Annotated in this window: 23 protein-coding genes; 11 read left to right on the top strand and 12 right to left on the bottom strand. The window is 59.0% G+C overall.

Annotated elements, in window-relative coordinates:
• Positions 1-366, bottom strand: a complete 366-nt coding sequence (locus tag Q674_RS26960) for a hypothetical protein (RefSeq protein WP_011784046.1) — start codon at positions 364-366, stop codon at positions 1-3.
• 239 nt (positions 367-605) lie between these two features.
• Here Q674_RS26960 and Q674_RS26955 point away from each other — a divergent pair, with 239 nt between their 5' ends.
• Complete coding sequence (locus Q674_RS26955; protein WP_022992135.1) at positions 606-1,214, top strand: hypothetical protein; 609 nt, start codon at positions 606-608, stop codon at positions 1,212-1,214.
• Positions 1,192-3,438, top strand: a complete 2,247-nt coding sequence (locus Q674_RS26950) for a patatin-like phospholipase family protein (protein WP_051993031.1) — start codon at positions 1,192-1,194, stop codon at positions 3,436-3,438. Before Q674_RS26955 ends, Q674_RS26950 begins: the two co-directional genes overlap by 23 nt.
• Before the next feature lie 12 nt (positions 3,439-3,450).
• Here the strand turns inward: Q674_RS26950 and Q674_RS26945 are convergent, their stop codons facing one another.
• The 3 genes from Q674_RS26945 to Q674_RS26935 all read right to left on the bottom strand — a co-directional run bounded on the left by Q674_RS26945 (position 3,451) and on the right by Q674_RS26935 (position 6,648).
• Positions 3,451-4,110 (bottom strand): GntR family transcriptional regulator, encoded by a 660-nt coding sequence (locus Q674_RS26945; protein WP_011784049.1) that lies wholly within the window; start codon positions 4,108-4,110, stop codon positions 3,451-3,453.
• 64 nt (positions 4,111-4,174) lie between these two features.
• Positions 4,175-5,611 carry a cardiolipin synthase gene (cls, locus tag Q674_RS26940; RefSeq protein ID WP_023008368.1) on the bottom strand — a complete coding sequence of 479 codons (1,437 nt, stop codon included), beginning with the start codon at positions 5,609-5,611 and terminating at the stop codon, positions 4,175-4,177.
• Positions 5,608-6,648: an AraC family transcriptional regulator gene (locus Q674_RS26935; RefSeq protein ID WP_023008367.1), complete on the bottom strand. Its 1,041-nt coding sequence runs from the start codon at positions 6,646-6,648 to the stop codon at positions 5,608-5,610. Before Q674_RS26935 ends, cls begins: the two co-directional genes overlap by 4 nt.
• A gap of 384 nt (positions 6,649-7,032) precedes the next feature.
• Between Q674_RS26935 and Q674_RS26930 the strand changes: the two genes are divergently transcribed.
• From Q674_RS26930 to Q674_RS26915, 4 genes are all read left to right on the top strand, one after another.
• Complete coding sequence (locus Q674_RS26930) at positions 7,033-7,827, top strand: alpha/beta fold hydrolase (protein WP_011784052.1); 795 nt, start codon at positions 7,033-7,035, stop codon at positions 7,825-7,827.
• Between the two features lie 101 nt (positions 7,828-7,928).
• The gene (locus tag Q674_RS26925; RefSeq protein WP_031209904.1) at positions 7,929-9,017 is read left to right on the top strand and encodes an SMP-30/gluconolactonase/LRE family protein; all 1,089 of its coding nucleotides are present in this window, start codon (positions 7,929-7,931) and stop codon (positions 9,015-9,017) included.
• On the top strand, positions 9,014-9,484 hold the full coding sequence (locus Q674_RS26920) for an acyl-CoA thioesterase (protein WP_022992141.1): 471 nt from the start codon (positions 9,014-9,016) through the stop codon (positions 9,482-9,484). The genes Q674_RS26925 and Q674_RS26920 overlap by 4 nt, the downstream gene beginning before the upstream one ends.
• An 81-nt stretch (positions 9,485-9,565) precedes the next feature.
• Positions 9,566-10,546 carry an NADP-dependent oxidoreductase gene (locus tag Q674_RS26915; RefSeq protein ID WP_022992142.1) on the top strand — a complete coding sequence of 327 codons (981 nt, stop codon included), beginning with the start codon at positions 9,566-9,568 and terminating at the stop codon, positions 10,544-10,546.
• Positions 10,547-10,561: 15 nt separating this feature from the next.
• Here the strand turns inward: Q674_RS26915 and Q674_RS26910 are convergent, their stop codons facing one another.
• From Q674_RS26910 to Q674_RS26895, 3 genes are all read right to left on the bottom strand, one after another.
• The gene (locus Q674_RS26910) at positions 10,562-12,430 is read right to left on the bottom strand and encodes a cation:proton antiporter (protein WP_011784056.1); all 1,869 of its coding nucleotides are present in this window, start codon (positions 12,428-12,430) and stop codon (positions 10,562-10,564) included.
• A gap of 21 nt (positions 12,431-12,451) precedes the next feature.
• On the bottom strand, positions 12,452-13,243 hold the full coding sequence (gene tcdA / locus Q674_RS26905; RefSeq protein ID WP_022992143.1) for a tRNA cyclic N6-threonylcarbamoyladenosine(37) synthase TcdA: 792 nt from the start codon (positions 13,241-13,243) through the stop codon (positions 12,452-12,454).
• Positions 13,244-13,503: 260 nt separating this feature from the next.
• Positions 13,504-15,279 (bottom strand): acyl-CoA dehydrogenase C-terminal domain-containing protein, encoded by a 1,776-nt coding sequence (locus Q674_RS26895; protein ID WP_022992145.1) that lies wholly within the window; start codon positions 15,277-15,279, stop codon positions 13,504-13,506.
• Positions 15,280-15,455: 176 nt separating this feature from the next.
• On the opposite strand from Q674_RS26895, the gene Q674_RS26890 reads away from it, so the two are divergent.
• The gene (locus Q674_RS26890) at positions 15,456-16,190 is read left to right on the top strand and encodes an SDR family oxidoreductase (protein ID WP_022992147.1); all 735 of its coding nucleotides are present in this window, start codon (positions 15,456-15,458) and stop codon (positions 16,188-16,190) included.
• A 34-nt stretch (positions 16,191-16,224) separates the two neighbouring features.
• Here the strand turns inward: Q674_RS26890 and Q674_RS26885 are convergent, their stop codons facing one another.
• On the bottom strand, positions 16,225-16,863 hold the full coding sequence (locus Q674_RS26885; RefSeq protein ID WP_023008366.1) for a ChrR family anti-sigma-E factor: 639 nt from the start codon (positions 16,861-16,863) through the stop codon (positions 16,225-16,227).
• Complete coding sequence (locus tag Q674_RS26880; protein WP_014420382.1) at positions 16,860-17,459, bottom strand: sigma-70 family RNA polymerase sigma factor; 600 nt, start codon at positions 17,457-17,459, stop codon at positions 16,860-16,862. Before Q674_RS26880 ends, Q674_RS26885 begins: the two co-directional genes overlap by 4 nt.
• Positions 17,460-17,694: 235 nt before the next feature.
• Between Q674_RS26880 and Q674_RS26875 the strand changes: the two genes are divergently transcribed.
• Complete coding sequence (locus tag Q674_RS26875; RefSeq protein ID WP_011784064.1) at positions 17,695-18,732, top strand: AraC family transcriptional regulator; 1,038 nt, start codon at positions 17,695-17,697, stop codon at positions 18,730-18,732.
• Positions 18,733-18,759: 27 nt separating this feature from the next.
• On the opposite strand, the gene speA is transcribed toward Q674_RS26875, so the two are convergent.
• The gene (speA, locus tag Q674_RS26870) at positions 18,760-20,673 is read right to left on the bottom strand and encodes a biosynthetic arginine decarboxylase (protein ID WP_011784065.1); all 1,914 of its coding nucleotides are present in this window, start codon (positions 20,671-20,673) and stop codon (positions 18,760-18,762) included.
• 138 nt (positions 20,674-20,811) lie between these two features.
• Between speA and speE the strand changes: the two genes are divergently transcribed.
• Positions 20,812-21,693, top strand: coding sequence for a polyamine aminopropyltransferase (speE, locus tag Q674_RS26865; RefSeq protein ID WP_011784066.1), 882 nt, complete (start codon positions 20,812-20,814; stop codon positions 21,691-21,693).
• 63 nt (positions 21,694-21,756) lie between these two features.
• Here the strand turns inward: speE and Q674_RS26860 are convergent, their stop codons facing one another.
• On the bottom strand, positions 21,757-23,028 hold the full coding sequence (locus tag Q674_RS26860) for an ammonium transporter (RefSeq protein ID WP_011784067.1): 1,272 nt from the start codon (positions 23,026-23,028) through the stop codon (positions 21,757-21,759).
• A 67-nt stretch (positions 23,029-23,095) separates the two neighbouring features.
• Positions 23,096-23,434 (bottom strand): P-II family nitrogen regulator, encoded by a 339-nt coding sequence (gene glnK, locus Q674_RS26855; protein WP_011784068.1) that lies wholly within the window; start codon positions 23,432-23,434, stop codon positions 23,096-23,098.
• Between the two features lie 378 nt (positions 23,435-23,812).
• Here glnK and Q674_RS26850 point away from each other — a divergent pair, with 378 nt between their 5' ends.
• Positions 23,813-24,064, top strand: coding sequence for an accessory factor UbiK family protein (locus Q674_RS26850; RefSeq protein ID WP_011784069.1), 252 nt, complete (start codon positions 23,813-23,815; stop codon positions 24,062-24,064).
• Positions 24,065-24,130: 66 nt separating this feature from the next.
• A complete protein-coding gene (locus tag Q674_RS26845; protein ID WP_022992150.1) occupies positions 24,131-25,663 on the top strand; it encodes a YifB family Mg chelatase-like AAA ATPase in 1,533 nt (510 codons plus the stop codon).
• The last annotated feature ends 65 nt before the right edge of the window (positions 25,664-25,728 follow it).

Here is a 25,728-nt window from a genome sequence, read left to right as displayed (position 1 = left end):
CTAGAGGCAGTCAAACTGGGACTGGCGGTCAAAGGCCACGGCCACCATGTCGTAGCCGGAATCCGACAGCGAGCGGATCAGTTCACGATCTTTCAGCAGGGTCATGCACACTTTGTGTACGCTGGCCTGGAGTTGTTCGGCGGCCGGCTGTTGGTTCGGAAAGCGGAAATCCACAATCAGGTATTTCCGGTCTACGCTGGCCCGGGCGGGAATGTCCTCGCGCTCGATGCTTTCATAGCCTATGTAGGTGGCTTCATTGGCCTGAAAAACCTGGCTCATCAATACATCCAGGTTTTCGGCGGATACCTGCGCCGATGACAAGCCGAGCACCAGACCAGAGAGAAGGGCGGTAATGTTGGTGCGCATGTGAGGCTCCCGGAACGTAATCTGCGATTCTTGTTAGTGTAACCAAGTGTAAAGTTTGGTTACAGTTGATTGTTGCAGAGTGTGGCTTACTTTTCCTCCTGTGGACGCTGGATTTTTCAATTGTTTGCAATGCTGAAATGATTTCCGGATGGTAAGGCCCGGCGTTGGTTAATGCCTGTTGTGGCCTGTGATTTCAGCTATCATTGACCAACAGTTGTTGTAAAAGCAGAGGGATAGCCATGTACCAGCTCGTGTTCAAAGGAGAGTGCACACCAGGCACCGATCTGGAAACCGCTCGCAACAATGCCCGGGCCCTGTTCAAGGCCAGCGTCGAGCAGCTGGACCGCATGTTCAGTGGGCAACCGGTCGTCATTCGTAACAAGCTTGAGCAGGTTCAGGCCGAGAAGTATCTGGCGGTGCTGAAAAAACACGGAATGGTGGCGTATGCACAGCCGATGCCCGGAGCCGAGCCGGCCAGACCAGCACCGGCGCCCTCTGCTCAGACTCTGGCCTCACAGCCGGTCCCGCCACAGTCTCCGGCACCAAAGTCGGCGCAACCGGAAGCGAAATCCGGTAACACTCCAGCCGTTGAACCGGGCGATCGCCTGCCAGTGGCCGGCGAAAAGGTGGATGATATTCTGGCCGGTTCCGGCCTGAGCCTGGACCCGGTCGGGGTGACTCTGGTTGAGCATCAGGAGGCTGAGGCACCGATGTTTGAGCATCTTGATGACTGGACACTGGCTCCGGCCGGCAGTGATCTGGGTATAAAACGGGATCTCCCCCCACCGGTTGTGCCGGATACCTCCCATCTGTCACTGGCCGACGATGACAATAAACAGAGCTCGTGACGGGATTGTGAGCACTCGTTGGCCGTCCTGGTTGCTGTGCATTCTGCTTGTCCTGCCCGTATTCCCTTCTGCTTTCGCCGATGCTGGCGCGAGTAGCGCTCGCCCAACCATTGGCCTGGTGCTCAGTGGCGGTGGCGCCAAAGGTATGGCCCATGTCGGTGTATTGCGGGTGCTGGAAGAAATGCAGGTGCCGGTTGATGTGGTGGTCGGTACCAGTGCCGGATCGGCCGTTGCCGCCCTCTACGCCACCGGGATGCCGGTGGAAGAAATTGAAAAGCGCTTTATCGGGCTGGACTGGCTGTCCAGCTTTCGCGATGACCCGGGCCGGGCCTACAAGCCGGTGCGCCGAAAGCAGGACGATTGGCGCCTGCCTCTGGTGCCGGGTATTGGCGTCGGTTCCGAGGGCGTTCGGTTTGGTGGCGGACTGGTTACCGGCCAGAATCTCGGGTTTATTCTCAATGAGCTGACCCGTAACGCCGCGCTGGTGGATGACTTTGATCAGCTACCCATCCCCTTTCGGGCTGTGGCCACTGATCTGGAAACCGGTGTTGAAGTGGTGATTGGCGACGGCAACCTGGCCGACGCCATTCGTGCCAGTATGAGCATTCCCGGCGTATACGCCCCGGTGGAAAGAGGCGGGCGATTACTGGTGGATGGTGGGGTGGCCAACAACCTACCGGTCAGCGTGGCCCGGGACATGGGGGCTGATGTGGTCATTGCCGTGGATATCACCGATCCGCTCATGACCACAGAGGACATGCGCGAAGCTTTTTCAGTGGTCGGGCAGCTCACCACGCTGATGACCCGGCGCAACACCGAATTACAGCTGGGCCTGTTAACCGATCGCGACATTCTGATCCAGCCAGATCTGCAAGGCCACACCTCTGCCGATTTCTACGACGCGCCGGTGCTGTTTGAGCTGGGGGCCAGTGGAGCCAGGGATCATGCTGTGGCCCTGAACCGGCTGGCGGTGTCTGACTCGGAGTGGCGGGATTACCGTGCACGGCTCCGGGCCGAGAAACTGGCACCGGGGCCGGTCGTCCGGATCGAATTCCGTAAAGGCGACCGCCTGGCCAGTGATTTTCTGCGCGAGCGGATCCGGCAGAAAGAGGGTGAGCCGCTCGATGTGGAGCAACTGGAAGCCGATCTCAAACGCATCTACGGGCTGGGGTACTACGAGACCGTGTCCTGGTCCATGCGTCCTTCCGAGGCCGGCCCCGTGCTGATTATCCAGGCCAGGGAGAAGAGCTGGGGGCCCAACTATCTGTCGTTTGGCCTGAATTATGAGGACAACTTCGACGGCGATACACGATTCAATCTGGCCACCGGGTTACGGATGACCGAACTCAATCGCCTTGGCGCGGAATGGCAGACCGGGCTCCAATTAGGCACCCAGCCCTGGGTGCGTAGCCAATGGTACCAGCCTCTGGATTACGGTTATGACCGGTTTGCGGTGGTTGGGGTTGAATATCGCCGTGATGATTACAGTGTCTACGACAACGGCGACCGTATTTCCGAGATAGATGTGACCTTTCGGGAAGTGGATCTGGCCCTTGGCATGGAACTGGGTGGCGATGGCGAGATCCGATTGGGTTATGTCCGTGGCTATGCCACCGTGGATGACGAAGTGGGTGTTCCGGTTGCACCTTCCGGTAAGGTGCATCAGGGCTACGGCAGCCTGCAACTGGTGCATGATTCCCTGAGTGATGCCTTCTATCCGAAATCCGGTGCTTTTGCCGGTATCCGGGCCAGAGTAGAGCGGGAAGAGCTCGGCAGTGACCGGGAGTTCGATGCCCTCACCGGCATGTTGCTGGGAACCGGCACCTGGCAACGTTTCAATCTCACCGGCTTGCTGTATACCCGGCAGGTCATCAGCGGTGAACCGGGCGTTGAGAACGCAGCGCGTCTTGGTGGTTTTCGGCAGTTGTCAGCCTACGCCCCGGGCGAGATCACAGGAAACGATGCCGTTTTAATGGCGGCCTGGGCCAGGCGCGAATTCGGCGGGCCGGTGCTGCCCTGGTTCACCGGCCTGGGATTTGAGACCGGCAATGCCTGGGAGCAGATGGATGATGCCACCTGGTCTGGGCTGGTGCGATCCTGGAGTGTTTTCGCCGGGGTGGATACCTTCCTGGGGCCGGTACAGCTCTCGGCCGCCTATAACAACGAAGACGAATGGACCGCATACCTCAATATCGGCTTCTCATTCACCCAGCTGTTCTACTGAGTTTTCGCGGTATCAGTTGTTCAGAGCGGATAGCACCTGCTCACACTGCTGCACGGCATAGCGGTGCAGGATATCGGCCAGGGCCTGTTCGTCCCGTTCCCGTATTATCCGGATGGATTCTTCCATGTGCACCAGATTGTCTTCCAGAACCTGTTTGCCGCCATGGCGCAGGGCGACAAAGGCGCAACGCTTGGCAGAGGGCCAGAGATCCTCGATGGCCGAGACAATAAAGTAATTGTCGGCGTACACCAGTGAGGCTTTGGTGTATTCAATACCCAGCTCCAGAAACGCCATCAGATCGTTGTTCTGAAAACGGTCACGCATCTGCTCGTACAGGGATTCCAGCCGCTGCATGTCATTCGGTTGCCACTGACGCACCAGCTTCAGTCCGGTGTGAGTCAGGTACAGTTCCAGAGTCTCATAGAGACTGCGGACAAAGTGTTCATCCAGCGGCGTGACGAACGCGCCTTTGCGGGGTACGTTACGCACCAGATGGCGCTTCTCCAGCAGCAGCAGGCCTTCCCGGATGGAGCCGTGGCTGACATCCATCTGCTTGGCCATGGCACTTTCATAGATGCGCTCGCCGGAACGGAGTTGCTCGAAGGCAATCAGGTTTTCAATGTGACGAGCGACCTGTTCGGTCAGGGTTTCTCTGGGTTTGAATGCGTTCATGAAATGGTCGTTTACAGCATCAGTCGAGCGCTCATGTTCGCACAAGCGCCCGCCCGGGGCCAGATCAAAGCAGGGGCGCCAATAGACGTACCGCCCGGCAGCCCAACCGGAACAGGATGGAGCGCTGGCGATAGTCGTTTTCGGTCATGGGCCGGCTGGCGCCCAGATCTTCCTCCAGCATGGTTTCCACCTGCTGGATGAACGTTGGGCTGGTGTTGACGGCGGTAATCTCGAAGTTCAGGCGCATGGACCGGTTGTCGAGGTTGGCGGTGCCGATGGCGGCGTAGCGGCTGTCCACCAGAACCACTTTCTGGTGCATGAAGCCGGGCTGGTAACGATAGATACCGATACCGGCCTGACTGGCCTGTACCAGATAGGAATAGGCGGCCAGCCGGACCAATGGACTGTCGGTTTTCTCCGGTATCAGGATGCGAACATCCACCCCCCTGAGCGCCGCCAACTGCAGGGCATTCATGATCTGGAAATCCGGCACAAAATAGGGCGAGGCAATCCAGATCCTGGTGCGCGCGTTGTTGATGCAGTTCAGGAAGAACAGGGTGCAGGTTTCCCAGGTGTCTGCCGGGCCGGTGGGCAATACCAGTACTTCCTGGTCGCCCGGAGGCTGAGACACGGACGCCCAGTTCAGTTCCGGCCGGGTATTGCTGGCCCAGTTCCAGTCCTCCAGCCAGGCCAGCTGGAGGCCGGTGACAGCGGGCCCTTCAATCCGGCAATGGGTGTCGCGCCAGGGTTCCTGGTCCATGGCGGTGCCCAGGTATTCGTCGCCCAGGTTGATACCACCGACGAATCCCACCTTGCCATCGCAGACCAGGAGCTTGCGATGATTACGGAAGTTGATCTGGAAGCGCCGACGCCGGATGTTGCCGTCACCAAACGAGGCAATGCGGGCGCCGGCAGCAGACAGTTCATTCAGCCATTTGCGGGACAGAAACGCGCTGCCAATGTCGTCATACAGGAACCAGACCTCCACGCCCTGGGCCAGCTTGCGTTCAAGGATGGCCTTGATGCGCTGGCCGACACGGTCTGAGCGGACAATGTAGAACTCCAGCAGCAGATAATGGCTGGCGTCTTCCATGGCATCGAACAGGGCTTCAAAGGTGGCTTCACCGTCTCGCAGCAGCGTGCAGTGGTTGCCAGCGGTGAACGGTTGCCGGCCGAGTTTGCATAACACCTGCAACTCGTCGCTGAAATGCTCCTGGCCCGGATTGGTGATGGAGGTGGTCTGGCTTTCAAAATTATCGAGCAGGCTGGTCAGAGACTTGTTACCCATGCGGCGAGCCTTGACGTAACCACCAAAGCGATAACGACCAAACAGGAGGAACATGGGCACGGCAATGTAGGGCAGGCCCACCAGCGCGAGAATCCAGGCTATGGCTCCCTGGGCCGTTCGATAGGTGAGCAGGATGCGGTAAATACAGGCCAGCGCCGCCAGGTACAGCGCAGCCAGCGGAATGGCCAGTAGCGAAAGGTTCTCTGTGATCATGACTCGTGTCCCTGATGACTGGCCCGGAACTGGGCCGGGGCGACACCGGTCCAGCGCTTGAACGCACGGCTGAAGGCACTCAGCTCGGAGAACCCCAGGAGAAAGGCGATTTCGCCAAGTGCGTACTGGTCGTCGGCGACATAGCGCAGGGCTTTGTCCTTGCGGACCTGCTCCACCAGGTCGTGGAAACTCATGCCTTCTTTCTTGAGTTTTCGGTACAGGGTCTGGCGGCTCATATGACACTGCCGGGCCAGGGTGTCGGCGTCAATCCGGTCGGTGGCCATCTGCCGCGAAATCAGGCGACGCACCTTTCGGCTGAACGAGCGGCGGGTCTGTAGCCGGGCCATGACCGCATTGACCTGTTTCAGCACCGCTGAGTAAACATAGGGATTCCGGTGCGGGATGGGGTGGCCCAGGTGTTTGCTGTCAAACGCCATGCGGGTAACGCCACAGCCGAAATGAACGGTGCCACCGAACAGTTTGCGGTATTCAGCGGCATATGCGGGCTCCGGATGGGCAATTTCCAGCCAGTCAGCCTCGATACTGCGATGGATAAAATGCCGGGTCCGGCACAGGGCGGCGGCCAGGGTGCGGTCCATGTCCTGGCGACAGTAATGATCCGGACGATCCGGCTGCCAGGTCAGGATGGCCTGGTCCGGGGTTTGCTCAAAACTCAGGGTGACTGATTCGTTGATCAGTCGGTGCAGCCGGACATACTGCACCACGGCTTCGCCCAGAGTGTCGCAGTTGAAGAACACATGGCCGACCAGTCCCATGCGCTCGGGGTCGATGACCTGGCCGGCATGCAGGCCGACGCCCGGATCGGCGGTCAACTGCTCGGCCAGTTCCCACAAACGGTAATGGGCAGAAGCGGGTACCCGCAGGTCCGGATCTTTCAGAGTCGCCAGTGTCAGCCCGGTAGCCTGTTCCACCCGGACACGATCCAGAAGACCCCGTGTTTCCAGATAGTGCACCAGCGCCAGTGTGCTGGATGCCGCCACCTGGGGCGATTCCGGATATTCGGTCTGGGGCTGCATGCCTGGGTTCTGCTCCCGTTTGTTATCTGGTGGACTGATACAAAATGTCAAATGATTGGGACAGCAAGTCAACGGGTTGCCACTGCTTCAACGATAGCATGTTGGCTATCAGGTTGAAGTAATGCGTTGCAAAGTGGAGATGTTGTATGGAACAGGAAATCTTTGTACCCCATAGCGAAATGGAGCGCAAAAACGTTCTGGCACTCGCTGAATACCTGGACAGCATTTTCTATTGCTGATCTTTCAGGCGTATGTCTGTGACCTTCCAGCCGGGCCATGCCCGGCTTTTTTCTGCCTGTCGGGTTGGCACCAAATTCCCCTTGCCCCGTAAACTGGCAGTGGTAGTGTATCCGGTTTGATCCGACAACCGGAGGCTGCCAGACCATGAGTGTTGCATTGAACCACCGAATTTCCGGCCAGGGCGAACCCTTGATCCTGCTGCACGGACTGTTTGGTTCCCTGGAAAATCTGGGCGGTATTGCCCGTAGGCTTGAAGACGGCTGGCAGATTCACGCTCTGGATGAACGCAATCACGGCAGCTCTCCCCATACCGACGACATGGACTACCCGGCTATGGCCGAGGATGTTGTGGCCTATCTGGATGCTCGGGGTATTGAAAAAGCCAGTCTGCTGGGCCACTCCATGGGCGGCAAAGTCGCCATGCAGGTTGCCCTGAAGCATCCTGAGCGGGTGCAGTCGCTGATTGTGGCGGATATCTCGCCGGTTACCTACAAGGCCCACCACGACGCCATCCTTGAAGGCATGCAGCAGATGGACCTTCGTGGCGTGAAATCCCGCACCGAGGCGGATGCCCGCCTGGCAGAGTTTGTTGAAATGGCGGGCGTGCGCCAGTTCCTTCTGAAAAACCTGGAGCGTATTCCGGCCCAGGAACAGGTCGATGATGAGGTGACATTTCGCTGGCGGCTGAACCTGCCTGTCATTGATGCCTGTTATGGCAAGCTGGCGGCGGCGCCGGAAGGGCAGGGACCGTTTGAGGGGCCGGTGCTTTTTATCAAGGGAGCGGATTCGGCCTACATCCAGGAGAAACACCGGGACACGATTCGTACCCTGTTTCCGGGCGCCGAACTGAAAATCATTGAAGGCACCGGGCACTGGCTGCACGCAGAAAAACCGGACGCTTTTGCCATGCTGTGCCGGCGTTTTCTGGAACAGGCCTGATCTTGTCAGAAACCCTGTGATGTCTGCTAAGGTTAGGCTCACGGGGTTATCCGCCGGGTCGCCTGCGGACAAAGAATCATAAAAGGGAACGGGCGCGCATGATGAAATGGTTGCTGGTTAGCTTGCTGGTTGTCTTTTTGTTGCTTGGCAGCTTTCTGCTGACCCCGTCCCCGATTGACAGCAAAGCCTGGCAGGCGCCTTCGCCACCGGCGATGACTGGCGTACTGGCACCCAATGAACGGTTGCGACTGGCCGATCTGCTCGCCCGTGGCGAGGTATACGGCCCGGAAGACACCACCATCGGCCCTGATGGTGTGCTCTACAGCGGTACCCAGGATGGGTGGATTGTTCGTGTTCACCCTGATGGTACGGTGGAACACTGGCTGGAAACCGGTGGCAGGCCGCTTGGACTTGTGTTTGACAGCAACGGCAATCTGATTGTCGCCGACGCCTGGAAAGGCCTGTTATCCATTACCCCTCAGGGTGACATTACGGTGCTTACCCGGGAGGCCGAGGGCACCCCCTTCCGGTTCACGGATGATGTGGTGATCGCCCCCGATGGCCGGATTTATTTCACCGACGCCAGTTCCCGCTTCCAGCAGCCTGATTACGTACTCGACTTGCTGGAGATGCGTCCTCACGGCCGGTTGTTGCGGTACAACCCGAAAACCCGGAAAACCGAGGTGTTGCTGGGTAACCTGCATTTTGCCAATGGCGTGGCAGTATCCCCTCAGGGCGATTATGTACTGGTGAACGAGACCTGGAAATACCGCATTCTCCGGTACTGGATCAGCGGTCCCAAGGCTGGCCGGGCTGAGGTATTTGCCGACAACCTGCCGGGCTTTCCGGACAACCTGGCGGTGGACGGTGGGGGCCGTTACTGGGTCGCCTTCCCGACCTTGCGTAATCCCCGGGTCGATGCCATGCACAAGTCCCCCTGGCTGAAGGATCTGGTTGCCAAGTTGCCGGACAGCCTGAAGCCCAAGCCCCAGAACTACGGTCTGGTCGTCGCCTTCGATAGCAAGGGCCAGATGCTGACCAGCCTGCACGACACTCGCGGTACTCATCTGCAGGAGATTACCTCAGTTAATCCGCACGACGGTGTTCTATACTTTGGTTCACTTCACAACGACCGTATTGGCCGGCTACCGTTGCAGGCCATCCCTGGCCTTGGAGAAGCAACCCCATGACTGATGCCCCCGCCCTGAGCTGGGATTTGCCCGGCCCGTTCACCCTGGAAATCACGGTTCAGGCCGAAGATACCGATCGACTTGGCCATGCCAATAACGTGGTGTACATCCGTTGGCTGGAGGAAGTGAGCTGGGCCCACATCGAGAGCCTGGGCATGACCTGGGCCCTGCACGAGGAAACCGGCAAGGCCATGGCCATTACCCACACCGACGTTGACTACCTGATGTCGGCTAATGCCGGCGACCAGCTGGTGCTGGGCACCTGGCTGACGGACTGGGATGGTCGTTTCCGCTCGGCCCGACAGTTCCAGCTCATTCGCCGGGCCGATGGCAAAACCCTGTTGCGGGGCATGTCCACTCACGCCTGCGTTGATATGAAATCCCAGCGCCCGGCTCGGGCTCCGAAAGCCTTTGTCGATATTCTGTCCGGCGCCCTGGTGCCCGGCGGCCGGGGCCTGCCGCGCTAGGGCCGTCGCCGGAAATATCTGCTAGTCTCATCCTTGATGCCCTTCGAGGGACATCTGACCCCATGCACTCCGGAGGCAACCATGGAACCTACCGACGTTAGTGAATCAATCCTCATGCAGCACGTGATCTACCGCGAGTTTGGTGAGCGGGAGGTGCTTCAGGTGGCGCAGGCTCCGGTGCCTGAGCCCCGGGAAGGTGAAGTGGTCATCCGAGTGCATGGCGCCGGTTTGAACCCGATTGACTGGAAGACCCGGAAGGGGCTGGGGTTCGCCGCCCGACAGATCGAAAACCGGCTGCCCTGGACGCCGGGGTACGACGTTGCCGGTGAGGTCGTCGCTGTTGCTGAGGGCGTGACCACCCTGGCCCCGGGCGACCGGGTGATGGGTATGGTGGGCTTTCCGGCCGGCGGTGGTGCTTATGCGGAGTACACACTGGCTCGTGCTGACGAGTTGGCCATCGTCCCTGATGAGCTTGATCTGGTGACTGCCGGCGCGGTGCCCCTGGCGGCATTAACGGCCTGGCAGGCCCTGTTTGAGGTGGCCAGGCTGGAATCCGGTCAGAAGATACTGATTCACGCCGGGGCTGGCGGTGTCGGCCATTTTGCGGTTCAGTTTGCGCTGGAGCGTGGCGCCCATGTGGTGGCGACAGCCTCACCGGCCAATCGGGATTTTCTGGCAGAGCTCGGCGTGCACGAAGTGATTGATTACCACACTACCGACGTGGCTGAGGAGTGCTATGGCCTGGATGTGGTGCTGGACTTGGTGGGAGGGGAAGCCGGCAAACGCTCCCTGCATACCCTGTCAGAAACCGGCGTGCTGGTGACCATTCCCACCGTGACCGCCGATGACATTGTCAGCGCCGCCGAGGCCATGGGGCTTCGGGCCCATGGTATGACCGTGAGGCCGGATGTGTTTCACCTGGACGAGATCGCCGAGCTGATTGAGGACGGCGATGTGCGGGTTCACATTGAACAGGCTTTCCCGCTGGATCAGGTGCAGGCCGCCCACGCATTGCTGGAGGGCGGCCACGTCCGTGGCAAGCTTGTGCTCGACTGCCGCTGACGGAGGCGAATAGCGTCAGGCTGGAGCGGCACCGCTTGCCGTTTTGTCGCCCTTCTCACCGGCAGGTTCTTCCCGGTCCCGACGTTCCTTCTGGGGTTGTGGGGGAACCAGGCTGATCAGTACCCAGTCGTCACCGGGCTCGAGGGTTTCCATGTCCTTGACCGGGTGAATATGGTCCCGACTGTCGCGTACGAACAACACCAGGGCCTGGTTCTGATACTGGTTCAGAAACTGCTGGTAGCTGAACTCTTCGCTTAGCTGCGTGGTTTTCACGGTGTAGCCCTGGCTGACCAGGCTCGCCAGCTTGGCATAGCTGACACCATCGAACAGTCCCCGGGTTCGCTGCACCTTGCCTGCAGTCTGAAGCCGCGCCCGCTGATCCTGGTCGCCTTCCACCAGACCAAATACCGAATCATCTCCGAACCAGTCCAGAAAATGGTAGGTGGCCAGACTGTTCATCTGCTTGTATGGAGACAGTATCAGGAGGTTGCCGATTCCGGTCAGGTCCATATGTGTGGCGGCATGTTCCGACACCGGATTGCCGAAATACACCGGCAGGTTTTCCATGCGCGCCTGACGCACGTTCTCCCAGTTGGTGTCGGTCAGCATGGTGGGAATGTCATGCTTTTTCAGGGCCTGGGCCACCAGCCGGGCCACCGGGTTGGCGCCCAGAATCAGGAAGCCGTGCGCGGGCGGTTCCTGAACCCCCAGCAGTTTTGCCACGGGTCGGGCAGTGAGGCTTTGCAGGGTAACGGTGGTGATGATGAGCATAAACACCAGTGGTACCAGTACGCCGGCACTCTCATAGCCGATTCGCTCAAGCTGGAATGCGAACAGCGCTGAGACCGCCGCAGCGACAATGCCACGTGGAGCAATCCAGCTCAGGTACAGCTTTTCGCGCCAGTTCAGTGTGGTGCCAATGGCCGAGAGGAAAATGCTCGCGGGGCGGGCGATCAGCATGAGGATGGCCAGCACAGCAACCAGGCCCCAGCCCAGTTCGGCGATGGCTGCAAACTCTACACGGGCGGCCAGAATGATAAACAGGGCCGAAATGAGCAAGACACTGAGGGATTCCTTGAATTCCAGAATGCTGTCGACCGGAACCTGCTTCATGTTGGCCATCCAGATGCCCATCACGGTCACGGTGAGCAGCCCCGATTCGTGGGCCAGTTCATTGGAAATGGCAAAGACACCGAGCATGAAGGTGAGTGTGCCGGCGTTATGCAGGTACTGGGGAATCCAGTGCTTTCTGAGGACCAGGCCGTTCAGGTAGCCGGCGGCGGCACCGATGGCAAAGCCAACCAGCAGAGTCTTGCCGAAAATGTAGAGGGAGTGGCTGAAAACATTGCCCTGGCCCCAGGAAACGATGCCCTCGAACACCAGAACGGCCAGCAGCGCGCCTACCGGGTCAATGATGATGCCTTCCCAGGTGAGGATGTTCGCCAGCTTGGAGGTGGGGCGCACTGCCCGGAGCAGGGGCGCAATCACGGTAGGCCCGGTGACGACGGAGATAGCACCGAACAACAGGGCGACTTCCCAGGATACCTGGAGAATCCAGCGGGCGGCCAGGGTGCCGATAATGCAGGTGACGATGGTGCCCACAGGAATAAGATTGCGCACCATCTTGCCGTGGCCTTTGATTTCCTCGTAGCGCAGGGTAAGGCTGCCCTCGAACAGGATGATGGCCACTGCCAGGGAGATAACAGGAAACAGCAGGTCGTCAAAAATGGCTTCCGGTTGCAGGAACCCGGTCACCGGGCCTGCGAGGATGCCACCGGCGAGCAGGAACAGAATAGCCGGCATGCGTACCCGCCATGCCAGCCACTGGCAAACCAGGGAAGAAACGCCGATGCCGGCCAGAATTAACGTGGTGCTTACGGCCATAAAAGGGCCCCGATGGTTGAATTAGGCGTTGGCCTTGCGGGCGATGCGATTCAGCAGCCGGGACGCTGCGAAAAAGCCGAAACTCGCGGTCACCGGACTGGCAGCACCAAAACCGGTGGCGCAGTCGAGCCGCACCGGGCCGTCGCTTGTCGGTTTCTGTTGACATACCTCGCCGTCCGGGGCGGGATAGGTCAGTTGTTCCAGAGAGTATACAGCTTCTACGCCGAAGCGCCGTTTCGGGTTTCGGGAAAAACCGTATTCCCGGCGCAACATATTACGGACCTTGGCCAATAATGGATCCTGTGTGGTTTTCGCCAGGTCTGCAACCTGGATCTGGGCCGGATCCATCTGGCCCCCGGCACCACCGGCACAGATGATCGGAATCTTGCGTCGCTGACAATGCGCAATCAACGCGGCTTTTGCCTTCACGCTGTCGATGGCATCCACCACGCCGGTCATGTCTTCTGTGATCAGCTCCCCGACGTTCTTCACCGTGAGAAAGCCGAAGTGCACCCGAATGTCCGCCTGGGGATTGATGGCCCGCAACCGCTCCGCCATGGCGTCGGTTTTGGTGCGACCATACTGGCCCTGCAGAGCATGCAGCTGCCGGTTGGTGTTGGAGATACAGATGTCGTCCATATCAATCAGGGTGATGGTGCCGATACCACTACGCGCCAGAGCTTCTGCCGCCCAGGAACCGACGCCGCCGAGACCGACAATGGCGATGTGGGCATGGCGGAAAGCATGCAGGGCCTTGCGGCCGTACAGACGCTCTATGCCGCCAAAGCGGAGATGGTAGTCATCGGTGGTCATGCGGTCTCTACTGGAGTATTAAAAATGCAGCGTGCATTGTACTTGTGTAGCAGGACTGGCGAAAAGCATTCATAAAAAAAGCCGCGCAAAGCGCGGCTTCAAGAAGGTACCAGCCTCGCAAGGAGGCGGGTTGGACTAGTTCAGAGACACTAATCAACGTGACTATTATCAATTTCTGATCTGTCTTGATGAAGGTCACAAATTGCCATTTGTCGGTCATTTCCGGCCAGAATTTTTGGCCTGACCGGAAACTCTGCCGCTTAGGCCATCCACTGCTCATCTTCCAGGGCCATCAGGCTGTCTTTGCCGGACTGGATATCCCGTAGCAGCCAGTCCGCCTCGGGCATCAGTTTCTCGAAATAGAAACGGGCGGATACCTGCTTGCTTTCCAGTAGTGGCTTGTTACCTGCGCCTGCTTCGAGCTGCTGGCCAGCCACCGCAGCCATGCGGGACCACAGATAGCCGATGACGGTCAGGGCTGTCAGACGCAGATATGGTGTTGCCGCAGCGCCAGCCTGCTCCGGATCTTTCGGGGCATTCTGGGCCAGCCACAGAGTGGCCTGCTCAAGACCCTTGATGGCGCCTTTCAGTTCTTCCCGGTAGGGCGCATCAGGATTGTCTTTCAGGTAACCAGTCAACTCGGCAAACAGGGCGCGTACCAGTTGCCCGCCTTTCAGCGAAAGTTTGCGGCCCACCAGATCCATCGCCTGGATGCCGTTGGTACCCTCGTAGATGCGGGCGATACGGCCGTCGCGCACCAGTTGTTCCAGTGGCCAGTCCTGGGTGAAGCCAGAGCCACCCAGTACCTGTTGGCCCCAGTTGGCGTTGTTGTAGCCTTCGTCGGTGAGGAAGGCTTTCACCACCGGCGTCAGCAGTTGCACCAGATCATCGGCGTTTTCACGCACCTTTTCGTCCGGGTGTGCCACGGAGAGATCCAGCTGGTGGCCGGTAAACAGTGCCAGTGCACGCATGCCTTCGTTCAGCACCTTCTGACGCATCAGCATACGGCGTACATCCGGGTGCACAATGATCGGGTCGGCCGGGCCGTCGGGATTCTTCGGGCCACTCAGGGAGCGGCTTTGCAGACGCTCTTTGGCGAAGGCCAGGCTCTCCTGGTAGGCCATTTCCGCCAGGCCCAGGCCCTGCATGCCCACCATCAGGCGGGCTTCGTTCATCATGGTGAACATGGCGCTCATGCCCTTGTTGGGCTCGCCCACCAGCCAGCCCTTGGCGCCTTCAAAGTTCATCACGCAGGTGGCGGAACCCTTGATGCCCATCTTGTGCTCCAGGCCACCACAGAATGCCGGGTTGCGCTCACCGGAGTCCGGCAGGAACTTGGGGACCACAAACAGGGAAATGCCTTTGGTGGTGTCTGGCGCGCCCGGCAACTTGGCCAGCACCAGATGGACAATGTTGTCCACCAGATCATGCTCACCGCCGGTAATCCAGATCTTGGTGCCCTCAATGGCGTAGCTGCCATCGTCGTTCGGCGTGGCTTTGGTGCGAATCAGGCCCAGATCGGTGCCACAATGGGGCTCGGTCAAGCACATGGTGCCGGTCCATTCGCCGGAAATCAGTTTTTCCAGATACGTCTGTTTCAGCTCATCCGAGCCGTGGGCATAGAGCGCGCTGATGGCGCCGTGTGTCAGGCCAGGATACATGCCCAGCGACAGGTTGGTGGAGCATACCATTTCGTCCACGACGAATTTCAGCGTGTGAGGCAGGCCCTGACCGCCAAACTCCAGTGGCGCGTCCAGCGCGGTCCAGCCACCTTCGACAAATTTCTGATAGGCCTCTTTGAAGCCGTCTGGCGTTTTAACCAGCTTGGTCTCAGGGTCGTAGTGGCAGCCCTGGCGATCACCAACCTGATTGGTGGGTTGAATCACTTCGGCCGCCAGTTTGCCGGCCTCATCAATGACCGCTGAGATCAGGTCTGGTGTGGCATCGGCGTACTTTTCCAGTTCGTGCAGCTTGTCTGCACCCAACACATCAAACAACAGAAAGCGAAGATCGTTCGCTGGTGCCTGGTATTGCATGGATACTCTCCTGTTTTGCTTTGGCGGTCTCAATGACCGCCGGATGTCGTCGTTTTGATCTGGAAGCCTCTCTTCATACGGGCGTTTGAAATTTTTGGTTTGCTTCTGGATGGCCTGAAAGCATTGATTTTTCGTATCAACGGCATGGTGTTGATTGATCATTGGGAGAGTGGCGAATGACAACCGTTATTGCGGGCGTATCCGGTTCCATCGGTGCGGCATTGGCCCGGCGTTATCTGGGGAGCTATCCGGACCAGAGCCTGGTTGGCTTGTGCCGTAAGCCGGAGACGGCGCCGGACGATCTGAAAAATCACTCCGGTGTAAGATTGCTGGCCTGGGATGCAGAGGACGAGCAGCGGCTTGATGTCGCCGAGTTAACGGCTGCGCTGGAAGCTTCTGGTCCGGTTCAAACCGTTATTTATGCCGCAGGCCTGCTGCACGATGGCCAGATGTTTCCGGAGAAACGGTTGGAGGATATCGATGGCCGAAGCATGATGCGGAGCTACCAGGTGAACTGCCTCGGTTTTTCCCTGCTGATGCAGAGGCTCGCTCCGGCGCTGAGGGGAAAGCACTTCAAGCGTATTGCCGCGGTGTCTGCGAAAGTCGGTTCCATTTCGGACAACCAGTTGGGGGGCTGGTACGCCTATCGTGCCTCCAAGGCGGCCTTGAATATGCTGGTCAGGAACCTTTCTGTTGAACTGTCGCGGCGTTATGCGCCACTGGCCTGCGTTTCTCTGCACCCGGGCACGACATTGTCGCCGCTGAGTCAACCGTTTCAGCAGTCGCTGGAGCGGTTAACGGTGCACGAGCCGGAGCAGACGGCAGGCAATCTTTTTTCGGTTCTGGAAAGTCTCGATGCCAGGGATAATGGACGTTTTATCAGTTGGGATGGCAGTGATCTGCCATGGTAGCGAAGTCATGCTGCGGCGGTGCCGCAGCATGCTGTTAACGCAGGAACGGGTTGAGCAGACGGGTGAAGGTACCGGTCAACTTCAGCGGGGCGCTGAGCACTGACAACGTAATGCAGTCCTCGCAACCGACGGCCACCGGACGATGTTCATCCTGTTCGTTCAGTACGACAAAGTCCCACTGATTGAACACGCCCTTCTGGTCTGCGAACGCGCCCTGCAGCACGATCGTGGTTTCATCGCCACGGTGGGTATGGGCCGGCGCCTTGCCGCCCGCTACCAGTTTCTGCAGGACAACCCGCTCGCTCTGGCCAGGGAACTTGTCGGTAATGTCGAGCACGCTGACATCCGCCAGTTGACGTTTCCAGGGCAGGACATTGATATCATCCCCGAGCAGTTTCTGCAGCGGGCTTACCTTTGGCCGGGTAACCACCGGGGATGATGCTTCTGGTGAGCTATCAATGCGCGCCATCAACTGATCAAAGCTCGAATCAGTCACCGTCACCTTTGGCTGGTGATCCATCATGACAGCGCCCAGACTGTTCAGAGTATCGACCCGGCTACGGCAGTGGGGGCACTGCTCCAGATGCAGGCGGATGCACAGTGCATGGGGCTCGCTCAGGTTGCCCGCACTGTACTCCATCAGACTCAGGCTGTCGGGATGGTGCCGTGTCATACGTTTTGATCCTGCAAAATCACTTTCAGTTTGTTCAGTGCCAGGCGAACCCGGCTTTTCACGGTGCCGAGAGGAATGTTGAGCTCATCTGCCACCATCTGGTGGGATTTGTGCTCCATATACACCTTCGCGATTACGGTAATCTGCTCTTCCGGGAGCTGGCTCAGCGACTCCCGGATGCGCCGCTCGGACATCAGGCGGTGCAGGGAGGTGACCGGCTCGTCTTCATTATCACCCGGGATCTGCCAGAGATCCTCGGTTTCCACCGCCATCTCAGCACTGGTGCGCTGCATTTTGCGCAGCATATCAATGCGCTGGTTCCGGGCAATGGTGAAAATCCAGGTGGATGCGGCCGCTTTGCGCCAGTCGTAAAGACAAGAGCGGCGCCAGATAGAGACGAAGACTTCCTGCACCAGCTCTTCCGCGTGGCTGGCCAGCCCGTTCGAGATTGCGTAGTACTTGATCTGCGGGGCAAAGTGCTCGAACAAAGCATGATAAGCCGCCCGATCCTGATGCTTGCCGACTTTTTCCAACAAAACACCCCAGGGGTCTTTGCGCCCTTCGGTTTTCGTTGGTTGCTGCTCCAGTGTTGTCACCGGGCGCTCCTTGACAGTTATCGTATTTGAGCTGGCTATGGTCATCATTCTATGCACTCGTCACAGATTTGTCAGTGAGAGTGTTTACGCAATGGATTACCGGGCGGATTCATGGATTCCGAAAAAATTGTCGGGATGGCCTGAAGGCCGGAAGAACTGCGTCACCGGGGTTATTGCCGGTTGCCCCGGCAGGGGCTAGTCTGATCGGTAAAACAACGATCAAAAATTCCAGACCATGAACGCAACGCTCTCCAGTGGCTCTTTGCCCGTTATGCGGGTGCATTACGCTGAAATTCTCTGCCAGTTGGCAGAGGAGCGTGGGGTGCGTCGTTCGGATCTCGTGTCAGTGGCTGGTATTCGAAACAGCCAGCTCAGTCATCCCGACAATTTCATTACACTTGATCAGTTCACGGCGTTATGCCAGCAGGCACTGACCCGCTGTGGTGATGAATGCCTGGGGCTGGAATACGGCAAACGCCTGAAGTTCACCGCGCACGGAGCCCTGTCCCAGGCTGCCATCAGTTGCGACACCCTGGAGCAGGCGCTGGCGGTGTTGATCAAATATTTCCGGATCCGGTTTGCCTACATGTCGCTGGCGTTCTTTGTCGAGGATGAGGATGCAGTGATTCAGCTGGAGATTCACCACGACACCGAGAAGCTTCATCGGTTTAATATCGAAGTGGTGATGGCCACCCTGATGGATGTGAATTACCTGTTATTCGGCACTCAGTTACTGGATGGCGGGCGGTGCCTGGTGGATTACCCTCGCCCCGAGGATGTTGAGCGCTACCAGTATCTGTTCGGCGGCAAGGTCACGTTCTCGGCGGGAGTAAACCAGTTGCGTTTTCGCAAGTCGTTTCTGGGATTACCGATGTCACTGTCCAATCCGGTTGCCCGCCGGGTGGCAGAAGCCCAGTGCGAGGAAGAAATGCGCCAGATGGAAGCTTCTGCCTCGGTGAGCGATCGGGTCTTGCGTTTGCTGGAGTCTGCCCGGGATGGTCGTTTGCCCGGCCTCGAGGATGTGGCGCAGCAAATGGGGGTGTCGCCACGAACGCTTCGGCGGCAGCTCTCCGCCGAGGGTGGAGGCTTTCATGGTCTTCAGGAGAGTGTGCGACATCAGCGTGCCCGGGAGCTGCTGTTGCGCCATTCGGCGATGAGCATTGACGAGATTGCCGAGCATCTGGGTTACAGCGACCCGTCCAATTTCGGCCGGGCCTTTCGCAAGTGGGAAGGAATGTCGCCCTCGGCCTGGCGCCGGGACAATCAGACCTGATCACGCCTTTTCGTCCGTCCTGACGATTTATCCTTCCTCCAGGTAGGTATAACCCTCAAGCCCGGAGGACAGCTCGGCCAGCAGCGTTTGCTGCAGCTCTTCAGACAGGCCGCTGTGCCGGAACTTCTGCCGGTAGGCCTCAAGCAGGTTGGCGGGCTCGAAATTCACATAACGCAGTACTTTCGCCACGGTGTCCCCGGTAATGGGTTCCCCCACCTGATATTGCCCCTGTTGGTCCAGTTTCACGTCCACCGAGTGGGTATCGCCAAACAGGTTGTGCATATCGCCAAGGATTTCCTGATAGGCGCCGGTCATGAAGAAGCCCATCAGCAAAGGGGACTCCGGGTCGTGTTCGGGCAGTGGCAAGGTGGTTTCGATGCCCTGGCCGTCCACGTACTGATCAATCCGGCCGTCCGAATCGCAGGTGATATCCTGGATCACGGCCCGCCGGTTCAGTGACCGGTTAAGCCCGTTGATCGGCATCACCGGAAAGATCTGATCGATGCCCCAGACATCGGGCAGGGACTGGAACAGGGAAAAGTTCACGAACAGTTTCTCAGCAAGCTTCTCGTTCAGCTCGTCGATGATTTCCCGGTGCGCCCGGTTGGCGCTGTCCAGCTCGGCCCGGAGCATCCGGCAGCAGCGCACGTACAGGGTTTCGGCCTGGGCCCGCTCCTGCAGGGACAGCAAACCGTGGGCAAACTGGGCGTGGACATCGGCCATGGCGTGCAGGATGTCGTGATAGATTTCCGCCAGTGAGCGGGGCGAGTCCTCATCCTGAAGACTTTCCAGGTCTCGCCAGAGATCCTGCAGCGGCGCGGGGGCCTCAGCAGCGGGTTCCGTAGGCTCGCGGTTGTCCGGGTATTCGCGGTCAATCACATTGGTGACCAGTACCGAATGATGGGCGGTGAGCGCCCGGCCGGATTCACTGATCAGGTCCGGGTGCGGGATACCCTGGCGGTCACACTCGGACTGCAGCACGTGCACCACGTTGTAGGCGTATTCGAATACGCTGTAGTTCATGGAGCAGCTACTGCGGGAACGGGTTCCTTCGTAGTCGACACCCAGGCCGCCGCCTATATCGACGGTACCGATGGGGGCGCCCATAGCGTGCAGTTCCGTGTAGAAGCGAGCGCACTCACGCAAGCCGGTCTGGATGTCCCGGATATTCGCAATCTGTGAGCCCAGATGGAAATGCAGCAGTTGCAGGGTGCCCAGGGCTCCGGCCTGTTTCAGGGTATCCACCACATCCAGTACCTGGCTGGCAGACAGACCGAACTTGGATTTCTCGCCCCCGGTATTCTGCCAGTTGCCCTTGCCAATAGTCGCCAGACGGGCTCGCACGCCAATCAGCGGGGAAATGCCCAGCTTCTTTGCTTCTTCCAGAATCAGTGGCAGTTCCGACTGCTTTTCCACCACGATAAACACCCGGTGACCCAGTTTCTGGCCGATCAGTGCCAGGCGGATGTACTCCCGGTCCTTGTAGCCGTTGCAGACAATCACCGAACCGGCCTGCTTTGCCAGCGCCAGTACGGCCATCAACTCTGGTTTGCTGCCGGCTTCAAGGCCCACCTGGTTGGCCGAGGCGGCCGGTTCGGCTGACAGCAGTTCCTCCACCACCCGGCGCTGCTGGTTTACCTTGATGGGGTAAACCGCCGTATAGCGGCCCCGGTAGCCCTGCTCCTGAGTGACTTTGTTGAAGGCATTGCAGAGCTTGTTGACCCGGTCGTGCAGGATATCGGTAAAGCGAATCAGAACCGGCAGGGGAACACCGGCTTCGGCCAGCGAACGAGTCAGCGCTGGCAGGTTGATGCGGGCGTCGCTTCTGCCCCGGTCCGGGCAGATTTCAACCTCGCCCTGACCGTTGACTGAAATGTATCCGTCACTCCAGTGAGCGATGTTGTAGACCTTGTGGGCTGGTGATGCAGCGGTTTCAGCCATTGTTGCTATCCTGTCAGGAAACCCGGGGCGGCCGGCGGGCCGGTAACAGGCTGCATTGTAGGAGCTGACCACTGCACCTACAATACGCCCCTTTCAGATGCCCCGGCACATTGCAGCGGCACACAGTGGGAGACAGACATGACCGCATTGAACGAAGGCTGGTTCACCGAGGTATTTCAGGACCAGGGCACCGCTTTTTCCCTGCAGGTAAAGCGCAAGCTCCATGAAGAGCAGACGCCATTTCAGAAACTCGAAATCTATGAAACCGAAACCTTCGGCAACCTGATGGTTCTGGACGGCTGTGTGATGCTGACCACCAGGGACAATTTCCTGTACCACGAAATGATGACCCATCCTGCGCTGTTCACCCACAAGGACCCGAAAAAAGTGGTCATCGTCGGTGGTGGCGACTGCGGCACCCTGAAAGAAGTTCTGAAACACCCAGGAGTGCAGGAAGCCTGGCAGGTGGAGATCGATGAGCGGGTAACCCGCATGTCTGAGAAGTATTTTCCAGAACTGTGCGAAGCTAATGGCGACCCCCGTGCCAACTTCTTTTTCGGTGATGGCATCCAGTGGATGCGTGATATCGAACCGAACAGCATTGATGTGCTGATTATCGACAGTACCGACCCGGTGGGTCCTGCGGAAGGCCTGTTCGCGCTGGATTTCTATCGCGATGCCATGTTGGCCCTGAGGGAGGGCGGTATCATCGTTCAGCAGAGCGAATCCCCCCTGCTGCACACCAATACCATCATCAAGGACATTCACGATGACATGCACAAAGCCGGTTTTGGCCATGTGCAGACATTGCCATTCCCCCAGCCGGTATACCCCACGGGCTGGTGGAGCTGCACCATGGGCAGCAAGGAAAACCCGCTGAAGTATTTCCGCGAGGAAGATGCCAACAACCGCCCCTTTGTCACCCGTTACTACAATGCCGGGGTGCACCACGGTGCCTTGGCCATGCCGCAGTTTATGGTGGATGCGCTGGAAGATGAGGTTCGCCCGGAAGAGGGTTGAACCAGAGCTTAAAGAAAAAGGGCGCCACAAGGGCGCCCTTTTTCGTTCCGATAGGTAGCGGTGTTACTGCTTGCCGCTGACAAACTCCGGATAGGCTTCCATACCGCATTCGGAGAGGTCGACACCTTCGTACTCTTCCTCTTCGGTCACACGGATGCCCATGACAGCCTTCAGGATACCCCAGACGACCAGACTGGCTACGAATACCCAGATGAAGATGGTCAGGGCGCCGATGATTTGGCCGCTGAAGCTGACATCGCCGTTGGTAACCGGTACCAGCAGCAGGCCCAGCAGACCACAGACACCGTGGGCAGAGATGGCGCCGACCGGATCGTCGATGCGCAGCTTGTCCAGAGTGACGATGCTCAGTACCACCAGGATGCCGCCCAGGGCGCCCCAGATAGTGGCTGTCAGCGCGCTCGGGGTGGATGGCTCGGCGGTGATTACCACCAGACCGGCGATCGCACCGTTCAGCAGCATGGTCAGATCAGCCTTGCCAAACATCAGGCGAGCGGTGATCAGGGCGGCAATAGCGCCACCGGCAGCGGCTGCGTTGGTGTTCAGGAACACCATGGCCACGGAGTTGGCACTGGCGACGTCGCCGAGTTTCAGTACAGAACCACCGTTGAAACCGAACCAGCCCATCCACAGGATGAAGGTACCCAGAGCGGCCAGTGGCATGTTGGCGCCCGGGAAGGCACGGATTTCACCGTTGGGGCCGTATTTGCCTTTACGCGGGCCAAGCAGCAGTACACCAGCCAGGGCCGCAGCGGCACCTGCCATGTGTACGATGCCGGAGCCGGCGAAGTCACTGAAGCCAAGATCACCGAGGTTGTACATACCGAACACATCGGCGCCACCCCAGGTCCACGCGCCTTCCAGCGGGTAGATAAAGCCAGTCATGAAGACCGCGAATACCAGGAACGCCCACAGCTTCATGCGCTCGGCAACCGCGCCGGACACGATGGACATGGCGGTGGCCACGAACACGACCTGGAAGAAGAAGTCAGAGGCCGCCGAGTAGATGGAGCCGCCGGTGAAGCCGTCTTCACGGGTGGCGAAGTCACCCAGTACGCCGTCCACGTCCACATCGGCGATGCCGGAGAGGAAGACGTTACCGCCGTACATGATGGCGTAACCGCACACCAGGTACATGGTGCAGGCCACGGCAAAGAGCGCGACGTTCTTGGTCAGGATTTCGGTGGTGTTTTTAGCACGCACCAGGCCGGACTCGAGCATGGCAAAGCCTGCGGCCATCCACATGACTAATGCGCCACACACGAGAAAATAAAAGGTATCTATTGCATACTGCAGGTGAAAGAGATTGCTTTCCATAGGAAGCCCTCCGCACAAGGCTCTTCAGGTTATAAGTTTTTTGCGTTGGCTGGGTGTCAGTTCTGGATCAGACCGCTTCTTCGCCGGTTTCGCCTGTCCGGATCCGGATAGCCTGTTCCAGTTCAGTCACGAATATTTTGCCGTCGCCGATCTTGCCGGTATTGGCTGCCTTGGTGATGGCTTCGATGACCTGGTCCAGCAGGTTGTCGCCAATGGCGATCTCCACTTTGACCTTGGGCAGGAAATCCACCACGTATTCCGCGCCACGATAGAGCTCTGTGTGGCCTTTCTGCCGACCGAAGCCTTTGACTTCAGTGACGGTTACGCCTTGTACGCCAATCTCGGATAGTGCCTCACGGACATCATCCAATTTGAAAGGCTTGATGATCGCTGTCACAAGTTTCATTGCTTTCTCCTTGGTAAAGCCGTCCCAACAGTGAGGGCCCGTCGGCCGGTTGTTGAGTTCGGGATGCTGCCACCTCGCACATCAATTGTGCGGATTGCGTACGAGGGCTTTAGCATCGGGTATGCCAACGCAAAAAATAGCTTTTAAAACAAACTCTTAATTATTGTCTGTGCCGAAATGGCGCAGCTTGATGCACCGTTGTGGTGCATTGTGCCTGCGATTGTCTCAAAACAGCGCAGTCGGGCCATCGGCCGCGGCCATTATAATGCCGACCGGGTACAGTATGGCAGGGGGTAGGGTGTGATACACTCCCGCAAACACCCCGGCGACACGGAAAATAGTCTGATATCGCCGAAAAACCGATTCGAGAGGTGATTGATGAAAGGGCCCCAGGAAATTTTTTCTCAGTTGCAGGGTCAGTTTGGCCAGTTTGTTCCCGATATGGCGCGGGCAGCACGGGAAGATTTTGAAACCCAGGCCCGGGCCACGGTGATGTCGGTTCTGTCCCGGCTGGAGCTGGTGACCCGGGAAGAATTTGATGCCCAGCAGGCGGTCCTGATGAAAACCCGTGAAAAGGTTGAGGCCCTGGAAAAACGTGTTGCCGAACTGGAACAACGCCAGAGTTCCTGATGGTTTGCCCGGGCGGCAGGGTCGCTGCCCGCAACGACTGATTGTTCTGTGCCATGGAAGGTTGTCATGCTCGCTATTGTCCATTCGCGCGCCAGCATTGGCGTGTCTGCTCCCCCAGTTACCGTTGAGGTGCACCTGTCTGGTGGCCTGCCGGCATTATCCATCGTCGGGTTGCCGGAAACCGGAGTGAGGGAAAGCAAGGATCGGGTTCGCAGTGCACTGCTGAATGCCGGTTTCGAATTCCCCGCCCGTAGAATCACCATCAATCTCGCGCCTGCTGACCTGCCCAAAGAAGGTGGCCGTTTTGATTTGCCCATTGCCCTGGGCATCCTGGCAGCCTCCGGCCAGATTCCCCCCGAAAGCCTCGAAAGCCACGAGTTTCTCGGAGAGCTGTCCCTGGATGGTGCGCTTCGGCCCCTCAAGGGGATATTGCCCGCGGTACTGGCGGCTCGCGAGGCGGGTCGTTCGCTGTTGCTACCGCAGGACAACGCCGAGGAGGCCGCCCTGGCCAGCCGTGATGATGTGCTTGCCGCCAGCCATCTGCTGACGGTCTGTGAGCATCTGGCGGGTCGTGCCCGGCTGGTTCCTGTTCCTCGATCTGAAACGCCGGGAGACGGTGCCGCAGCGGTGTCTGTGGCCGATCTCTCAGAGGTGCGAGGCCAGCAAGTGCCCCGTCGGGCGCTGGAGGTGGCCGCAGCTGGCGGTCACAATCTGTTGTTTTTCGGCCCTCCCGGAACCGGTAAAAGTATGCTGGCGAGCCGGTTACCGGGCATTCTGCCAGGTTTGCCAGATGAGGCAGCCATGGAGGTGGCCAGCGTGCATTCCGTTGCGGGCCAGCCGCTAAAGCCAGGTGGCTGGCGTCAGCCACCATTCAGGGCGCCTCATCACACGGCGTCTGCGGTGGCGCTGGTGGGCGGTGGCAGCAGTCCTCGCCCGGGCGAGATCTCTCTGGCGCACCGGGGGGTGTTGTTTCTCGATGAACTGCCGGAGTTTGAACGGCGGGTCCTGGAAGTGCTGCGGGAGCCTATGGAAACAGGCGAAATCTCCATCAGCCGGGCGGCGCGGCAGGTCACTTTCCCAGCGCGATTTCAGGTTGTGGCCGCCATGAACCCATGCCCGTGTGGTTACAGTGGTCACCCCAATATCGAGTGCCAGTGCACGCCGGCACAGGTGATGCGTTATCGGGCAAAGATCTCGGGGCCGTTACTGGATCGGTTCGATCTGCATGTGGAAGTTCCGGTGCAGTCCGGAGAGGTCTTGCTCGGTTCCGGGGTGTCCGGTGAGAGTAGCGCCAGTGTCAGGGCCAGGGTTCTGGCTGCCAGGGCCCGGCAGGAGGCTCGTGGGATGCTCAACTCGGCCCTCTCGGGAGCGTTGCTGGATCAGGCTTGCCGGCTGGATGCCGCCAGTGAGCGGTTGTTGACCCGGGCCATGGAGCGACTGGGGTTGTCGGCCCGGGCGCTCCATCGAATATTACGACTGGCCCGCACCCTGGCGGATCTGGAGGGTGCTGAACACCTGAGCCAGTCGCACCTGATGGAGGCGCTGGGTTACCGTCAACTCGACCGTCAGGCTGGCCAGGGGTCGGTTGTCTCCGCCTGAAGCTGCTGACTCTGGTAAACTGTGTGCCAGGTTTATTCCATGAGATCCGCTTTGAAGCTTGAGGA

The organism is Marinobacter sp. EVN1 (genome assembly GCF_000475375.1).
Lineage (GTDB): Bacteria > Pseudomonadota > Gammaproteobacteria > Pseudomonadales > Oleiphilaceae > Marinobacter > Marinobacter nauticus.
This window is presented reverse-complemented; position numbering and strand designations above follow the sequence as displayed.

Excerpts from the sequence above, each read along its gene's own strand:
- Q674_RS26955 (WP_022992135.1), top strand. The coding sequence starts at position 606 with ATGTACCAGCTCGTGTTCAAAGGAGAGTGCACACCAGGCACCGATCTG.
- Q674_RS26920 (WP_022992141.1), top strand. The coding sequence starts at position 9,014 with ATGACTGATGCCCCCGCCCTGAGCTGGGATTTGCCCGGCCCGTTCACC.
- glnK (WP_011784068.1), bottom strand. The coding sequence starts at position 23,434 with ATGAAACTTGTGACAGCGATCATCAAGCCTTTCAAATTGGATGATGTC.
- Q674_RS26875 (WP_011784064.1), top strand. The coding sequence starts at position 17,695 with ATGAACGCAACGCTCTCCAGTGGCTCTTTGCCCGTTATGCGGGTGCAT.
- Q674_RS26945 (WP_011784049.1), bottom strand. The coding sequence starts at position 4,110 with ATGAACGCATTCAAACCCAGAGAAACCCTGACCGAACAGGTCGCTCGT.
- Q674_RS26845 (WP_022992150.1), top strand. The coding sequence starts at position 24,131 with ATGCTCGCTATTGTCCATTCGCGCGCCAGCATTGGCGTGTCTGCTCCC.
- speA (WP_011784065.1), bottom strand. The coding sequence starts at position 20,673 with ATGGCTGAAACCGCTGCATCACCAGCCCACAAGGTCTACAACATCGCT.
- Q674_RS26930 (WP_011784052.1), top strand. The coding sequence starts at position 7,033 with ATGAGTGTTGCATTGAACCACCGAATTTCCGGCCAGGGCGAACCCTTG.
- Q674_RS26860 (WP_011784067.1), bottom strand. The coding sequence starts at position 23,028 with ATGGAAAGCAATCTCTTTCACCTGCAGTATGCAATAGATACCTTTTAT.
- Q674_RS26960 (WP_011784046.1), bottom strand. The coding sequence starts at position 366 with ATGCGCACCAACATTACCGCCCTTCTCTCTGGTCTGGTGCTCGGCTTG.
- cls (WP_023008368.1), bottom strand. The coding sequence starts at position 5,611 with ATGATCACAGAGAACCTTTCGCTACTGGCCATTCCGCTGGCTGCGCTG.
- tcdA (WP_022992143.1), bottom strand. The coding sequence starts at position 13,243 with ATGACCACCGATGACTACCATCTCCGCTTTGGCGGCATAGAGCGTCTG.
- Q674_RS26925 (WP_031209904.1), top strand. The coding sequence starts at position 7,929 with ATGAAATGGTTGCTGGTTAGCTTGCTGGTTGTCTTTTTGTTGCTTGGC.
- Q674_RS26895 (WP_022992145.1), bottom strand. The coding sequence starts at position 15,279 with ATGCAATACCAGGCACCAGCGAACGATCTTCGCTTTCTGTTGTTTGAT.
- Q674_RS26910 (WP_011784056.1), bottom strand. The coding sequence starts at position 12,430 with ATGGCCGTAAGCACCACGTTAATTCTGGCCGGCATCGGCGTTTCTTCC.
- speE (WP_011784066.1), top strand. The coding sequence starts at position 20,812 with ATGACCGCATTGAACGAAGGCTGGTTCACCGAGGTATTTCAGGACCAG.
- Q674_RS26935 (WP_023008367.1), bottom strand. The coding sequence starts at position 6,648 with ATGCAGCCCCAGACCGAATATCCGGAATCGCCCCAGGTGGCGGCATCC.
- Q674_RS26915 (WP_022992142.1), top strand. The coding sequence starts at position 9,566 with ATGGAACCTACCGACGTTAGTGAATCAATCCTCATGCAGCACGTGATC.
- Q674_RS26885 (WP_023008366.1), bottom strand. The coding sequence starts at position 16,863 with ATGACACGGCACCATCCCGACAGCCTGAGTCTGATGGAGTACAGTGCG.
- Q674_RS26890 (WP_022992147.1), top strand. The coding sequence starts at position 15,456 with ATGACAACCGTTATTGCGGGCGTATCCGGTTCCATCGGTGCGGCATTG.
- Q674_RS26950 (WP_051993031.1), top strand. The coding sequence starts at position 1,192 with ATGACAATAAACAGAGCTCGTGACGGGATTGTGAGCACTCGTTGGCCG.
- Q674_RS26850 (WP_011784069.1), top strand. The coding sequence starts at position 23,813 with ATGAAAGGGCCCCAGGAAATTTTTTCTCAGTTGCAGGGTCAGTTTGGC.